This is a genomic window from Streptomyces sp. NPDC085900, assembly GCF_044540925.1.
Classification (GTDB): Bacteria; Actinomycetota; Actinomycetes; order Streptomycetales; family Streptomycetaceae; genus Streptomyces; species Streptomyces gilvifuscus.
Genome location: NZ_JBITSP010000001.1, coordinates 899,264 through 912,624, shown reverse-complemented (window position 1 = coordinate 912,624; position 13,361 = coordinate 899,264). Strand labels below are relative to the sequence as shown.

Below are 13,361 nucleotides of genomic sequence, written 5' to 3'. Positions count from 1 at the left end.
GGGACGACTGACCATGACGGACACGCAGGAAGCCATCGCCGCGGACGCGGGCGACAAGAAGGCACCCAGCCGGCGCTCGCTGATCGGCTGGGGCGGTGCCGGGCTCGCGCTCGGAGCCGCCGCGGCCGGCGGCGCGGTCGCGATGACCCGCGTCGGCAACGACGTGGACCCGGCCGCCGCCGAGACCGGTGCCGCGGTCGCCTTCCACGGCGCCAACCAGGCCGGCATCGCCACCCCGGTGCAGGACAGACTGCACTTCGCCGCGTTCGACGTGCAGACCGACGACCGCGCCGAGTTCGTGCAGATGCTCAAGGACTGGACCGAGGCGGCGCGCCGGATGACGGCGGGCAAGGCCGTCGGCGAGGGCGCGTACGGCGGGCTGGCCGAGGCCCCGCCGGACGACACCGGCGAGGCCCTGGGCCTCAGGCCCTCCCGTCTGACGCTCACCATCGGCTTCGGTCCGTCGCTGTTCGAGAAGTTCGGCGACAAGTTCGGGATCAAGGGCAAGCGGCCCGAGGCCCTGGTCGACCTCCCGCAGTTCGCCGGCGACAACCTGGACAAGACCCGCACGGGCGGCGACCTGTGCATCCAGGCCTGCGCGGACGACCCGCAGGTCGCGGTGCACGCGATCCGCAACCTGGCCCGCATCGGCATGGGCACGGTCAACATCCGCTGGTCCCAGCTCGGCTTCGGCAAGACCTCCTCCACGACGCCCGACGCGCAGACCCCGCGCAACCTGATGGGCTTCAAGGACGGCACCCGCAACATCGCGGGCACCGAGACGGACCGGCTGAAGAAGTTCGTGTGGGTGGGCGAGAAGGACGGGCCGGACTGGATGACCGGCGGGTCGTACCTGGTCGCCCGCCGCATCCGGATGCACATCGAGACCTGGGACCGCACCTCCCTGCAGGAGCAGGAGGACGTCTTCGGCCGCGACAAGGGCGAGGGCGCCCCGGTCGGCAAGGCCAAGGAGCACGACGCGCCGTTCCTGAAGGCGATGAAGCCCACCGCGCACGTGCGGCTCGCGCACCCCGACTCCAACGGCGGGATCACGATCCTGCGCCGGGGCTACTCCTTCACCGACGGCACCGACGGCCTCGGCCGCCTCGACGCGGGCCTGTTCTTCCTGGCCTACCAGCGCGACGTGCGCAAGGGATTCATCCCGCTGCAGCGCAGGCTGTCGGCGCAGGACGCGCTCAACGAGTACATCCAGCACGTGGGTTCGGCGGTCTTCGCCGTCCCGCCGGGCGTCCGCGACAAGGACGACTGGTGGGGCAGCACGCTGTTCTCCAAGGAGGCGTAGCCCGTGTTCTCCAACTATCTGATCGGCCTGCGCGAGGGCCTGGAAGCCAGCCTCGTCGTCTGCATCCTGATCGCCTACCTGGTCAAGACCGGGCGCCGGGACGCCATCCGGCCCATCTGGATCGGCATCTCCATCGCCGTACTGATCGCCATGGGCTTCGGCTGCGTCCTGGAGTTCGGCTCCCAGGAGCTGACGTTCCAGGCGCAGGAGGGCCTCGGCGGCACCCTGTCGGTCGTCGCGGTCGGCCTGGTGACGTGGATGGTGTTCTGGATGCGGCGCACCGCGCGGCATCTCAAGTCCGAGCTGCACGGCAAGCTGGACGCGGCCCTCGCGATGGGCACGGGCGCGCTGGTCGCCACCGCGTTCCTCGCCGTGGGCCGCGAGGGCCTGGAGACCGCGCTGTTCGTGTGGGCGTCCGTCCACGCGGCCAGCGACGGCACCCCGCGCCCGCTGATCGGCGTCGCCCTGGGCCTGGCGACGGCCGTCCTGCTGGGCTGGCTGTTCTACCGCGGCGCCCTGAAGATCAACCTGGCCAAGTTCTTCACCTGGACCGGCGGCATGCTGGTGGTGGTCGCGGCGGGCGTGCTGGCGTACGGCTTCCACGACCTGCAGGAGGCCGACGTCCTGCCCGGTCTGACGCACCTGGCCTTCGACATCTCCGGCACCATCCCGCCGGACAGCTGGTACGGCACGCTGCTGAAGGGCGTGTTCAACTTCCAGCCCGATCCGACGGTGCTTCAGGTCACGGTGTGGCTGCTGTACTTGATCCCGACGCTCGCGCTCTTCCTCGCCCCGGTAGGGTTCGCCTCCGGGAAGGGGAAGGTGAAGGATCGCGATGAGCAGGGATCGCAGCCGTCCGAGGCGTCCAAGGCTTGACCGGCGCGTACTGATAGCGGCCTCGCTGACCGCTTTGTCGTTGACGGCGAGCGGTTGCGTGGTGGTGCACGGGGAGCGCGAGGTGCTCCCCTCCGCCACCCGCGCCGAGGCCGCCAAGGCACTGACGGCGTTCACGACCGCGTACAACAAGGCGGACAAGGCGTACGACAGTTCGCTCGACGCCGCCCATGTCACCGGCGCCCTCGGGGACATCGACGCGGCCAGGCTGAAGGCCGGCCACACGACGAACCCGGGCGGCAATCCGGCGTACTCGCCGCTGAAGCTGACCGACGCGACGTTCACGATCCCGAAGAAGGCCGGCTGGCCGCGCTGGTTCGTGGCCGAGGCGCGGGGCAACAAGGGCGGCAGTCTGCGCTGGCTGCTGGTGTTCACCCGCGACGGACTGGGCCGGCCCTGGCAAGTGGCGTATCTGACGCTGGTCAAGCCCGGCTCGCTGCCGCGGATCAAGACCGACGGGGACGGCCGGGCGGAGGCGGTCCCCGCGAACTCCACCGGCTTGGCCGTCCCGCCCGAGGACCTGAGCAAGGACTACGCGACCTACCTCAAGGGCGGCGGCAAGACCTTCGCCGACGGCCCGCACACCAGCGAGTGGCGGGCGGCCCGCGCCAAGAACGCCAAGAAGCCGGGCCTGGCCACGCAGTTCATCGACCAGCCGCTCACCGACGGCGACTACGCCCCGCTGGCGCTGCGCACCGAGGACGGCGGCGCGCTGGTGTTCTTCGCCCACCGCCGCTTCCAGAAGATGACCGCGGCCCCGAACTCCTCGATCCCCGCGCAGAACGCGGCCGTGCGGGCGCTGACGACGGGCGAGGTCAAGCAGTCGCTCACCATGCAGTTCATGTCGAACGAGGTGGCCCTGGTCCCGGCGGGCGACGGCCAGGTGACGATCCTGTCCCGCCTGGAGGGCATGACCTCGGCCGAGGGCAGCTAGGGCTGTCGGCCCGTCACCGGCGCAGGGGCCAGGCCGCGCCCTGGTGGTCGGCCTCCTCGCCGGCGTAGCGGGCGCAGGCGTCGGTGAGGACCTCGAGGAGGGTCAGCGGGTCGGGCAGGGGGTGCTCGGGGCCGCGGACCCAGTGCACGCTCTGGTCACCGGGGAGCCGGGCGGGCGGCACCAGGACGTAGGAGCCCCGGCAGTGCCAGCGCAGTCCGGGGTGCTCGTCCATGGTCTCGGGGTGGCAGTCCAGTTCGCAGGGCCACCACTCGTCCTCGTCCTCGGGGGTGCCGCGGGTGAGGGTGAAGAACAGCATGCGGCCGTCGTCGCTCTCGGCGACCGGCCCGACCTCGATCCCCGCGCCGAGCAGCCGCTCCAGCGCCTCCCGGCCCGCCTCCAGCGGTACGTCCAGGACATCGTGGACCATGCCGGTCGCGGTGACGAAGTTGGCCTGCGGCTGGTGCCGGGCCCAGCGTTCGATCTGCGCGCGGTCCGTGGTGGACTGCGTCTGCCAGGCGAAGGACACCGGGTGCCGGGCGGGAGTGGGACAGCCCACGCGGTCGCAGGAGCAGCGGTAGTCTGGGCCCGGGTGGGCGGCGGGCGCGAGCGGCAGGCCCGCTTCGGCGGCGGCCAGCAGCAGGGCCTCCCGGCCGCGGTCCTCCGCGGCGGTCTCCTTCGGGCGGCGTCCGCGCAGCCACTGGGAGAGTTTGCCCTGCAGGCCGGTCCGGCCGCCTACGTCCCCGCTCATCTATCCCCTCGCCTCGCCTTCGTGCGAATCAGCATGCCCTATGGTCCCACCATCTGGCGCATCGGGGGTCGGGAGCCGTGAATCGGGGCAGGCGGGACGAGGGGTACGAGGCGACCACCGGTCAGCGGGGCGCGAGGCCGTTCAGGGCGTAGTCGACGAGGGTGTCCGTGTAGTCGTGGGAGATCGGGCCCGTGTGCTGCAGCCAGCGCTGGGCCAGCGGTGAGACGAACAGTTCGAGGGCGATGCGCGGGTCGATCTCCGGGCGCACCTGGCCCGCCTCCTGGGCGGCGCGCAGCCGGTCGACGTACAACTGCAGGCTGGGCTCCAGCAGCTTGGCCACGAACACCCGGCCGACCTGCTCGTCGACCAGGCCCTCGGCGGCCAGCGCGCGGGACGGCACCTCGAAGCGGGGGTCCGTGAGCTGGTCGACGGTGGCCCGCAGCACGGTCTTGAGGTCGGCGGCGAGGTCGCCGGTGTCCGGGATGGCGTACGGCTCCCCGCCGGCCTCGCGCGCCGCCTGCGCGCTGAGGTCGAGGAACGCCTCCAGCAGGACGTCCGCCTTGGACCCCCACCACCGGTAGATCGTCTGCTTGCCGACGCCGGCGCGGGCGGCGATGGCCTCGATGGTGGTCCTGGACCAGCCGACCTCGCCGACCAGCGCGAGGGCGGCGTCGTGGATCGCGCGACGGGAGCTCTCACTGCGGCGGGTGGCGTCCGGGGCCGGCTTCTTGACCATGGGTCGACGGTATCGGCTCGGCGGCTACGGCTGTGCCGCGCGCGGCGGCCAGGAGTCGCCCCAGTCGGCGTCCCGCGCGGCCTTGTACAGCTCGCCGTGCCGCTTGGTGACGGTCGTGCGGCGCAGCTGTTCCTCGCTCTCGCAGAGGTCGAGCAGGACCTGGCCCTTGCGGATCTGCGGGCGGCGCACGACCCGGGAGGGGGCGGGGGTGACGGGGAAGCGGGTGGCGGCGACGTAGCTGAACTTCTCGTCCTCGTAGGGCAGCGATCCGCCCTTGACCCGGCGGTGCAGCGAGGAGCGGCTGACCCGGGCCGAGAAGTGGCACCAGTCCTGGCCGGGGACGATCGGGCAGGCGGCGCTGTGCGGGCAGGGGGCGGCGACCTGGAACCCGGCGCCGATCAGGCGGTCGCGGGCCTCGATGACGCGGGCGTAGCCGGCGGGTGTGCCGGCCTCGACGATCACGACGGCCTGGGCGGCGGAGGCGGCGGCCTCGACGAGGGCGGCGCGGTCGGCCTCGGTCAGCTCGTTGAGGACGTAGGAGACCGTGACGAGATCAGTGCTCTCGACGGTGAGCGCCGCTCCGATCCGAGAGCGCCGCCAACTGGCGTCCCGCAGATCGGGGTTGGCCGCGGCGAGCTCCTTGCCGAGGGCGAGGGCGGGTTCGGCCCAGTCCAGGACGGTGACGCCGCGCTCGCCGGGCCAGACGTCGGTGACGGCCCAGGTGGCCGCGCCGGTCCCGCCGCCGACGTCCACATGACTGCCGGGCACCCAGTCGGGCACGGCCTCGGCGAACGCGGCGAGCGCCGACCGCACGGCCTCGAAGGTGGCCGGCATCCGATAGGCGGCGTAGGCGGCGACATCCGCTCGGTCGCGCAGGATGGGGGCGTCGGTGGGAGTGGCGCCCCGGTAGTTGGCGATCAGCCGCTCGACAGCCTGAGCGGCCTGCTTGGGCGGCAGACCGTCGAGGAGGGCGGCGAGGGTGCCGCGCAGGGTCTCGGCCGGGGATACGGGGGCGTTCACCGGGCGATTCTAAAGGGACCGCGCGGTCCCTCAAGGCGCCGGTCGGGCATGTACGGCCCGTCCGGCGTCTTGAGGACGAGGCCCGTTCAGGGCCGACGGGGGTCTGCGGGCGGAGCCCCGAGGACGGCCCGCGCCACCCGTGTCCCCGCGGCCGCCCGCGGCCCGCTGTCCGACCGCCGCCGCCTCGGATGCACCGTGTTCCCCAGCAGCACCACGAACGTGTCCGTGGCCGGGTCCAGCACCAGCGACGTCCCCGTGAACCCGGTGTGCCCCGCCGCCCCCCGCCCCGCCAACTCCCCCATGAACCAGGGCTGGTCCACGGCGAACCCCAGGCCGGGAGGGCTCAGCAGCAGTTCCACGAAGTCCGGGCCGAGGATGCGGGCGGGCCCGTACGACCCCCCGGCCAGCAGGGTCCGGCAGAAGACCGCCAGGTCCCGTCCGGTCGAGAACAGGCCTGCGTGTCCGGCGACGCCGCCGAGCGCCCACGCGTTCTCGTCGTGGACGACGCCCCGCAGCATCCCCCGGTCCGCCTTGGCCCACGGCCGCCGCTGGTCCTCGGTCGCCGCCGCGCCGGGGCAGGGCCCGAAGTCGGTGGCGGTCATGCCGAGGGGGCGGGTGATGCCCTCGTGGATCAGGACGTCCAGGGTCCGGCCGGTGATGCGCTCCAGGAGGTGCTGCAGGAGCAGCATGTTGAGGTCGGAGTAGGTGTAGGTGCCGGGCACCCCGACGGGTGCCTCCGCGCGCAGCATCGCCATCCGTTCGGCGTCGTCGGCGCAGTCGTACAGGGGGAGTTCGGGCCGCAGTCCCGAGGTGTGCGTGAGCAGTTCCCGCACGGTGATCCCGTGCCGGGCCGCCGCCCGGAACTCCGGCAGGTAGGCGCCGATCCGCGCGTCGATGCCGAGGGTGCCGCGCTCGATCTGCTGCACGGCGGCGACGGACGTGAACAGCTTGGTGAGGGAGGCCACGTCGAAGGGGGTGCCGACGGTCATCGGCACCCGGTCCCGCGCGGGCAGCTCGATGCCGGCGTCGGTGTCGGGGTCGTAGGCGGAGTAGCGAACGGCGAAGCCCGCCGCCTGCTCGACGGCGATCACCGGTCCGCGTCCGGCGACCACCACGGTCCCGGCGGCCCAGGGGCGTTCTCCGGTGGTGAGGTCGTGGACCTCCCGGGCGAGGAGTCGCAGTTCCCCGGGGTCGAGTCCGGCCCGTTCCGGGGTGTCGGCCCGCAGTCTCGGCGCGCTCAGCTGTCCGCTCCCTCCGCCGCCACACGTCTGTTCCAGGGACGGCACAGTGCCATGAAGCAGGCCAGCGCCACCAGTGCGGCCGCCAGTTGGACGACGGCCATCGGGACGGCGGTGTGCTCGCCGGCGATGCCGACCAGCGGGGAGGCGACGGCGCCGATGAGGAAGGAGGACGTGCCGAGCAGCGCGGACGCGGACCCGGCGGCGTGCCTGGTGCGCATCAGGGCGAGGGCCTGGGCGTTGGGGAGGGTGACGCCCATGGCCGACATGAGGACGAACAGCGCGGCGGCGACCGGCACCAGCCCCGTCTCGCCGAGGACGCCCGTGGACATCAGGAGCAGGGCGGTGGCGGCCGCGATGACGACCGCGAGGCCGATTCCGAGCACCTTCTCCAGGCTCACCCGTCCGACCAGCACCTTGCCGTTGATCTGGCCGACCGCGACCAGCCCGACGGAGTTCAGGCCGAACAGCAGGCTGAAGGTCTGCGGGGAGGCGCCGTAGATCTCCTGGATCACGAACGGGGAGGCGGCGATGTAGGCGAAGAGCGCCGCGAAGGCGAAGCTCCCGGCCAGCATGAACCCGCTGAACGGCAGGTCGGCCAGCAGCCGTCGCATGGAGTGCAGCGCCTCGCCCACTCCCCCGCCGTGCCGCTCCCCGGCCGGCAGCGTCTCGGGCAGCTTCGTCCACACGAGCCCGCCGAGCAGCAGCCCGACGGCGGTGAGGACGACGAACACGCCCCGCCAGTCCGTCACCCGCAGGATCTGCCCGCCGATCAGCGGGGCCACGATCGGCGCGACCCCGGAGACCAGCATCAGGGTGGAGAAGAAGCGGGCCATCGCCACCCCGTCGTACAGGTCGCGTACGACGGCCCGGGCGATGACGATCCCGGCCGCGCCGGCAAGGCCCTGCGCCAGCCGGAAGGCGACCAGGGCCTCGACGGTCGGCGCGAGGGCGCACAGGGCGGTGGCGACGACGTACACGGCCAGGCCGGACAGCAGCGGCCGCCTGCGCCCCCACTTGTCGCTCATCGGGCCGACCACCAGCTGCCCGACCGCCATGCCGAGCAGACAGGCGGTGAGGGTGAGCTGGACGGTGGCGGCGGGGGCGTGCAGGGAGCGGGTGACCTCGGGCAGGGAGGGGAGGTACATGTCCATCGCCAGCGGGGGCGTGGCGGTGAGGCCGCCCAGGACGAGGATGACGAGCAGACCGGTGCGGCGCACCGCGGCACCGGCGGCCGGTTCCGTCTCCGGTCCGGCCGCCTGCTGTATGGGGGATGTCGGTACGCCCTGCTCGGGCATGTGCCCCTCCCTTTCCGAGTGCTGCGGCACCTATGCTCTCAGCTCGAACACAGTGCCGGGCGTCACATGAGCGAGGGTGGAGATGACGGCGGAAAGCGTGCGGTGGGGGATTCTGGCGACCGGCGGGATCGCCGCCGCGTTCACGGCGGACCTGGTGGACCTGCCGGATGCGGAGGTCGTCGCGGTGGCCTCGCGGTCGCAGGCTTCGGCGGACGCGTTCGCGGAACGGTTCGGGATCGAGCGGGCCTACGGCGAGTGGGGCGCGCTCGCCGAGGACGCGGACATCGATGTCGTGTACGTCGCCACCCCGCACTCGGCGCACCGGGTGGCCGCCGGCCTGTGCCTGGAGGCCGGGCGGAACGTGCTGTGCGAGAAGGCGTTCACCCTGAACGCGCGCGAGGCGGAGGAACTGGTCGCGCTGGCGCGGGGGCGCGGGAGCTTCCTGATGGAAGCGATGTGGATGTACTGCAATCCGCTGGTGCGGCGACTGAAGGCGATGGTCGACGACGGGGCGGTCGGCGAGGTGCGCCATGTGCAGGCGGACTTCGGGCTGGCCGGGCCGTTCCCTCCCACCCACCGGCTGCGCGACCCGTCGCAGGGCGGCGGCTCGCTGCTGGATCTCGGGGTGTATCCGGTGTCGTTCGCGCACCTGCTGCTCGGGGAGCCGTCGGATGTCACGGCGAGAGCGGTGCTCTCCGAAGAGGGCGTCGATCTCCAGACCGGAGCACTGCTCTCCTGGGAGAGCGGCGCTCTCGCTTCGGTGCACTGCTCCATCGTCGGCGGTACGGCGACCTCGGCGTCGATCACCGGCTCGCAGGGCCGCATCGACATCCCGCACGGGTTCTTCTTCCCGGACCGCTTCGTGCTGCACCGGGACGGCCGCGACCCCGAGGAGTTCGCCGCCGACCCGGCGGACGGCCCGCGCAACAGCCTCCGGCACGAGGCCGCCGAGGTCATGCGGGCCCTGCGCGCCGGCGAGACCGAGTCCCCGCTCGTCCCGCTCGACGGCACACTCGCGGTGATGCGGACCCTGGACGCGATCCGGGAGCGGATCGGCGTCCGCTACCCCGGCGAGGACCCGGCACCGGAAGCCGGCCCCCTCAGCCCGGTGCGGGCCGTCACGCCGGCTTGAGCCCCGGGCTGCCCGCCTCCGTCACGAAGGAGGCGGCCGTGGAGATCGGCGCGCCGGACGTGGTCACGTACGGCACGGTCTTGAAGTCGGCGCGCGCCTGCGTCTGGTCGAGCGTGACCTTCACGTAGCCGCGCCGACCGTCGTAGAACTTCAGGTGCGGGTTCGCGGTCATGTACGTCGACCAGTTCGACGGCTTCTCCGTGCCGTCCTGGCCGCTGGCGATCGAGGTGGCCACGATCTCCGTGCCGAGCGTGCGCGAGGACGGGTCGTCGAAGTCGTCCTTGATGTCGAAGGCGTACGCGACGTGCACGTCGCCGCTGAGCACCATCAGGTTGGCGACGCCGGCCGCCTTGGCGCCGTCGAGGATGCGGCGGCGGGACGCCGGGTAGCCGTCCCAGGCGTCCATCGAGACCTTGGCGACGGCGTTGAGGTCCAGCTTGCGCTGGGAGAAGCAGACCTGCTGCGGGACGACGTTCCACACCGCGGTCGAGGCCTGCCAGCCACTGATCAGCCACTGCTCCTGGGCGGTGCCGGTCATGGTGCGCGCGGGGTCCTCCGACTCGGGGCCGGGGACGTGCTTGCCGTCGCCGTAGGCCTGGTCGGAGCGGTACTGGCGGGTGTCCAGGACATCGAACTGGGCGAGCCCGCCCCACTGCAGGCGCCGGTAGAGCTGGGCGTCGGGGCCGACCGGCAGCTGCGGGGCACGCAGCGGCTGGTTCTCCCAGTACGCGCGGTAGGCGGCGGCGCGGCGCAGCAGGAACTCCGCCTGCGGGGTGCCGTCCTCGGCGATGGCGCCCGCGTAGTTGTTGTCGGTCTCGTGGTCGTCCCAGGTGACGACGAAGGGGTGCGCGGCGTGCGCGGCGCGCAGGTCGGCGTCGGAGCGGTAGAGGGCGTAGCGCAGCCGGTAGTCCTCCAGCGTCACGGTCTCGTGGTTGTAGAGGTCGGGCAGCACGCGGTCGGTGTACTTGCGGGCGCCGCCGGCGGCGTCGACGGGGTACTCGTACATGTAGTCGCCGAGGTGGAAGACCAGGTCGACGTCGTCCTGGGCGAGGTGCTTGTGGGCGGTGAAGTAGCCGTCCTGGTACTGCTGGCAGGAGACGGCGGCGAAGGAGAGCGAGGAGGCGGCGGTGGCGGGCGACGGGGCGGTGCGGGTGCGGCCGGTCTCGCTGAGCCAGGTGCCGGTGCGGAAGCGGTAGTAGTAGACGCGGTCGGGGTCGAGGCCGTCGACCTCGACATGGACGGTGTGGTTGAACTCGGGGTGCGCGATGGCGGTGCCCTTGGCCGCGGTCAGGGCGAAGGTCTCGTCCTGGGACATCTCCCAGTCCACGTCGACGGGTTGGGCGGGCAGTCCGCCGTCGGCCTGGTAGGGGGCGGGCGCGAGCCGGGTCCACAGCACCACCGAGGTGGGCAGCGGGTCGCCGGAGGCGACGCCCAGGGTGAAGGGGTCGCTGTCGATGCGGGCCGCGTCCAGGGTGGCGGCGGCCGCGGTGCCGGTGGCGGGCAGGTCGACGGTGAAGGCGAGCGCGGCGGCGGCCGCGGTCAGGGTCAGAAAGCGGCGGCGGCCGAGCTGCCTGGCGGCGGCGCGGAACTCCGGTGTGTCCCACCGCGAACGGCGTGTGGTGATGGTCATCCAGTCCTCCCGTCACAGTTGAGGGAGCGGTCCCTCGGGAGGCCGTGGCCGACACACCTTGTCGGGTGCACAACACCCGGATGGCGGACGCACCGGTCCCGTATGCCGGACCCTCACCTACGCTGCCGGGCATGACCGACAGGGAAACGAGGACCGCGGTGGTGACCGGCGCCGGGTCGGGGATCGGACGCGCGGTCGCGGTGGAGCTGCTCCGGGCGGGCTGGTCCGTGGCGCTGGCGGGGCGGCGGCCGGAGACGCTGGCGCGGACGGCGGAGCTGGTGCCCGGGGGTGACTGTGTCGCCGTACGCACGGACGTCTCGCGGCCGGAGGATGTGGCCGCGCTGTTCGCTACCGCCGTGGAGCGGTTCGGGCGGGTGGATCTGCTGTTCAACAACGCGGGGACGTTCGGGCCGGGCGGGGTGCCGGTGGAGGAGCTGTCGTACGACGCGTGGCGGCATGTGGTGGACACCAACCTCAACGGGGCGTTCCTGTGCGCGCAGGCGGCGTTCCGGCAGATGAAGGAGCAGCGGCCGCAGGGCGGGCGGATCATCAACAACGGGTCCATCTCCGCGCACACGCCCCGGCCGCTGTCGGTCGCCTACACGGCGACCAAGCACGCGCTGACCGGCCTCACCAAGTCGCTGTCCCTGGACGGGCGGCCGTACCGGATCGCCGTCGGGCAGATCGACATCGGCAACGCGGCCACCGACATGACGCAGCGGATGCAGGCGGGGGTGCTGCAGGCGAACGGTTCCGTGGTGCCCGAGCCGGTGATGGACGTCGCCGATGTGGCGCGCACCGTGCGGCACATGGCGGAGCTGCCGCTGGAGGCGAACGTGCAGTTCGCGACGGTGCTGGCGACCACGATGCCGTACATCGGGCGCGGCTGAGCGCGTTCCCGGGTCACCGAAAAACCGTCAACTCGTCAACTTGCACAAACGGAATTGAAGCGTCCGGACCATTGCGGCCGGTCGTGGATCTATGCTCAAATCTCCTACACAAGAGCTTCACACTTGGAGCAGTGAGGTTCCGTAGGCCCAGGCTGCTCGCACGTCTCGCAAGGCCAAACCGAGGGGGGAGGCGGCAGTCGTTCCGCCGCATCGGGTGGGGGTGGATCCCGCGTTCTGACGCGGGATACGCACCGGTGCGCGGAACGGCTGCCGTACGCATCTCAACCGGCGTGCTCGCCCTCGTCCTTGCGCCGCCTGCGCAGCGCCCACACCCCGCTCGCCAGCAGCGCGACCGTGCCGCCCGCACCCTCCAGCAGCCGCCAGCCCGAGGGGGAAGCGGAGCCCGCGCCGGGCGCGCCGGCCGCCGCCCGCACGGCCTTCCGGCTCGGCGTCGCCCGCGCCCCGCCCTCGCTCAGCGGCTCGACCAGGCTGCCCACCGCCACCGCCGAACTCCCCTTGTCGAAGCCCCAGTCGAGCAGGGCGGCCGTCTCCTCGTAGACGGCGTTGTAGCCGCTGGTGGGGTGCATCACCGTCACCAGCAGGGTCCGTCCGTCGCGGGTCGCGGCGCCGGTGAAGGTGTTGCCGGCGTGGCTGGTGTAGCCGTTCTTGACGCCGATCAGCCCGTCGTACGTCTTCACGCCCCACGCGCCGGTGAGCAGGCGGTCGGTGTTCTGGATCTGGAAGGTCTTTTTGCCGCCGGCCGGGAAGTTCGCGGTCCTGGTGTGGCAGTAGCCGCGGAAGTCGGCGTTCTTCAGGCCGTGCCGGGCGAAGAGGGTGAGGTCGTAGGCGGAGGAGAGCTGGCCCTTGTGGTCGAAGCCGTCCGGGCTGACGACATGGGTGTCGAGGGCCTGCAGGTCCTCCGCCCTGGCCTGCATCTCGGCGACCGTCTTCGCGATACCGCCGTTCATGTGGGAGAGCACGTGCACGGCGTCGTTGCCGGAGCGCAGGAAGACGCCCTGCCACAACTGCTCGACGGTGTAGGTGATCCCGGGCTTGATGCCGACCAGGCTGGATCCGGACGGGACGTCGGCGAGGTCCGCGTCGGTCACCTTGTAGCGCTCGCTCCGGTCGAACTTCTTCAGGACCGTGTCGGCGAAGAGCATCTTCAGCGTGGAGGCGGGGGCGAGCCGCTCGTGCGCGTTGCAGGTGGCGAGGACCTCTCCGGTGTCGCCGTCGGCCACGAGCCAGGCGGCGGCGGTGAGCTTCTTCGGCAGTCCCGTGCCCTGGACTCCGGGACGGGCGAGACGCGCCCCGCCGACGACGGTCGCGGCGTGCGCGGGGGCCGCCGCGACAAGCGGCGACGCAGCGGCGGCCAAGCCCAGAACGGCACGCCGGGAGAGCGGAGAGGAACCATGCATCCCGGGACCGTACTGCATCTTCCTGAGGGACGATCCCGAGCCCCCCGGCCCACTCAACTGGGCTTTCCTGGCAGTAGCCCCTCCCCTGCCCAGGAATTGCCTGTCTTACGAAAATTTGAA

The 13,361-nt window shown here is 72.3% G+C and carries 12 protein-coding genes; 5 read left to right on the top strand and 7 right to left on the bottom strand.

From position 1 onward, the window contains the following. The first annotated feature begins 13 nt into the window (after nt 1-13). The 3 genes from efeB to ACIGDI_RS04080 are packed head-to-tail and all read left to right on the top strand — an operon-like array spanning nt 14 to nt 3,131. Nucleotides 14-1,303 carry an iron uptake transporter deferrochelatase/peroxidase subunit gene (gene efeB / locus ACIGDI_RS04090; protein WP_399890136.1) on the top strand — a complete coding sequence of 430 codons (1,290 nt, stop codon included), beginning with the start codon at nt 14-16 and terminating at the stop codon, nt 1,301-1,303. A gap of 3 nt (nt 1,304-1,306) precedes the next feature. Continuing rightward, nucleotides 1,307-2,179 (top strand): iron uptake transporter permease EfeU, encoded by an 873-nt coding sequence (gene efeU, locus ACIGDI_RS04085; protein ID WP_399890133.1) that lies wholly within the window; start codon nt 1,307-1,309, stop codon nt 2,177-2,179. Beyond that, entirely contained in the window at nt 2,139-3,131 is a 993-nt protein-coding gene (locus ACIGDI_RS04080) for a hypothetical protein (protein WP_399890130.1), read from the top strand. Before efeU ends, ACIGDI_RS04080 begins: the two co-directional genes overlap by 41 nt. 13 nt (nt 3,132-3,144) lie before the next feature. On the opposite strand, the gene ACIGDI_RS04075 is transcribed toward ACIGDI_RS04080, so the two are convergent. From ACIGDI_RS04075 to ACIGDI_RS04055, 5 genes are all read right to left on the bottom strand, one after another. Further along, nucleotides 3,145-3,879, bottom strand: a complete 735-nt coding sequence (locus tag ACIGDI_RS04075) for a bifunctional DNA primase/polymerase (RefSeq protein WP_399890128.1) — start codon at nt 3,877-3,879, stop codon at nt 3,145-3,147. Nucleotides 3,880-4,000: 121 nt separating this feature from the next. Next, nucleotides 4,001-4,615 (bottom strand): TetR/AcrR family transcriptional regulator, encoded by a 615-nt coding sequence (locus ACIGDI_RS04070; protein WP_399890125.1) that lies wholly within the window; start codon nt 4,613-4,615, stop codon nt 4,001-4,003. Nucleotides 4,616-4,639: 24 nt separating this feature from the next. Further along, a complete protein-coding gene (locus ACIGDI_RS04065) occupies nt 4,640-5,635 on the bottom strand; it encodes a small ribosomal subunit Rsm22 family protein (RefSeq protein ID WP_399890122.1) in 996 nt (331 codons plus the stop codon). An 86-nt stretch (nt 5,636-5,721) separates the two neighbouring features. Continuing rightward, nucleotides 5,722-6,921, bottom strand: a complete 1,200-nt coding sequence (locus ACIGDI_RS04060) for a serine hydrolase domain-containing protein (protein WP_399890120.1) — start codon at nt 6,919-6,921, stop codon at nt 5,722-5,724. Further along, nucleotides 6,873-8,171: a multidrug effflux MFS transporter gene (locus ACIGDI_RS04055; RefSeq protein ID WP_399890117.1), complete on the bottom strand. Its 1,299-nt coding sequence runs from the start codon at nt 8,169-8,171 to the stop codon at nt 6,873-6,875. Before ACIGDI_RS04055 ends, ACIGDI_RS04060 begins: the two co-directional genes overlap by 49 nt. Before the next feature lie 82 nt (nt 8,172-8,253). On the opposite strand from ACIGDI_RS04055, the gene ACIGDI_RS04050 reads away from it, so the two are divergent. After that, nucleotides 8,254-9,303 (top strand): Gfo/Idh/MocA family protein, encoded by a 1,050-nt coding sequence (locus ACIGDI_RS04050; RefSeq protein ID WP_399890114.1) that lies wholly within the window; start codon nt 8,254-8,256, stop codon nt 9,301-9,303. Here ACIGDI_RS04050 and ACIGDI_RS04045 read toward each other — a convergent pair. After that, nucleotides 9,290-10,933: an alkaline phosphatase D family protein gene (locus ACIGDI_RS04045; RefSeq protein WP_399890111.1), complete on the bottom strand. Its 1,644-nt coding sequence runs from the start codon at nt 10,931-10,933 to the stop codon at nt 9,290-9,292. The genes ACIGDI_RS04050 and ACIGDI_RS04045 overlap by 14 nt on opposite strands. Nucleotides 10,934-11,064: 131 nt before the next feature. On the opposite strand from ACIGDI_RS04045, the gene ACIGDI_RS04040 reads away from it, so the two are divergent. After that, entirely contained in the window at nt 11,065-11,823 is a 759-nt protein-coding gene (locus ACIGDI_RS04040; RefSeq protein ID WP_399890108.1) for an SDR family oxidoreductase, read from the top strand. A gap of 281 nt (nt 11,824-12,104) precedes the next feature. On the opposite strand, the gene ACIGDI_RS04035 is transcribed toward ACIGDI_RS04040, so the two are convergent. Next, entirely contained in the window at nt 12,105-13,241 is a 1,137-nt protein-coding gene (locus ACIGDI_RS04035; protein ID WP_399890106.1) for a D-alanyl-D-alanine carboxypeptidase family protein, read from the bottom strand. Nucleotides 13,242-13,361: the final 120 nt, after the last annotated feature.

Coding starts and splice junctions, on each gene's coding strand:
- ACIGDI_RS04055 (WP_399890117.1), bottom strand. CDS start 8,171: ATGCCCGAGCAGGGCGTACCGACATCCCCCATACAGCAGGCGGCCGGA.
- ACIGDI_RS04075 (WP_399890128.1), bottom strand. CDS start 3,879: ATGAGCGGGGACGTAGGCGGCCGGACCGGCCTGCAGGGCAAACTCTCC.
- ACIGDI_RS04070 (WP_399890125.1), bottom strand. CDS start 4,615: ATGGTCAAGAAGCCGGCCCCGGACGCCACCCGCCGCAGTGAGAGCTCC.
- ACIGDI_RS04050 (WP_399890114.1), top strand. CDS start 8,254: ATGACGGCGGAAAGCGTGCGGTGGGGGATTCTGGCGACCGGCGGGATC.
- ACIGDI_RS04040 (WP_399890108.1), top strand. CDS start 11,065: ATGACCGACAGGGAAACGAGGACCGCGGTGGTGACCGGCGCCGGGTCG.
- ACIGDI_RS04080 (WP_399890130.1), top strand. CDS start 2,139: ATGAGCAGGGATCGCAGCCGTCCGAGGCGTCCAAGGCTTGACCGGCGC.
- ACIGDI_RS04045 (WP_399890111.1), bottom strand. CDS start 10,933: ATGACCATCACCACACGCCGTTCGCGGTGGGACACACCGGAGTTCCGC.
- efeB (WP_399890136.1), top strand. CDS start 14: ATGACGGACACGCAGGAAGCCATCGCCGCGGACGCGGGCGACAAGAAG.
- ACIGDI_RS04035 (WP_399890106.1), bottom strand. CDS start 13,241: ATGCATGGTTCCTCTCCGCTCTCCCGGCGTGCCGTTCTGGGCTTGGCC.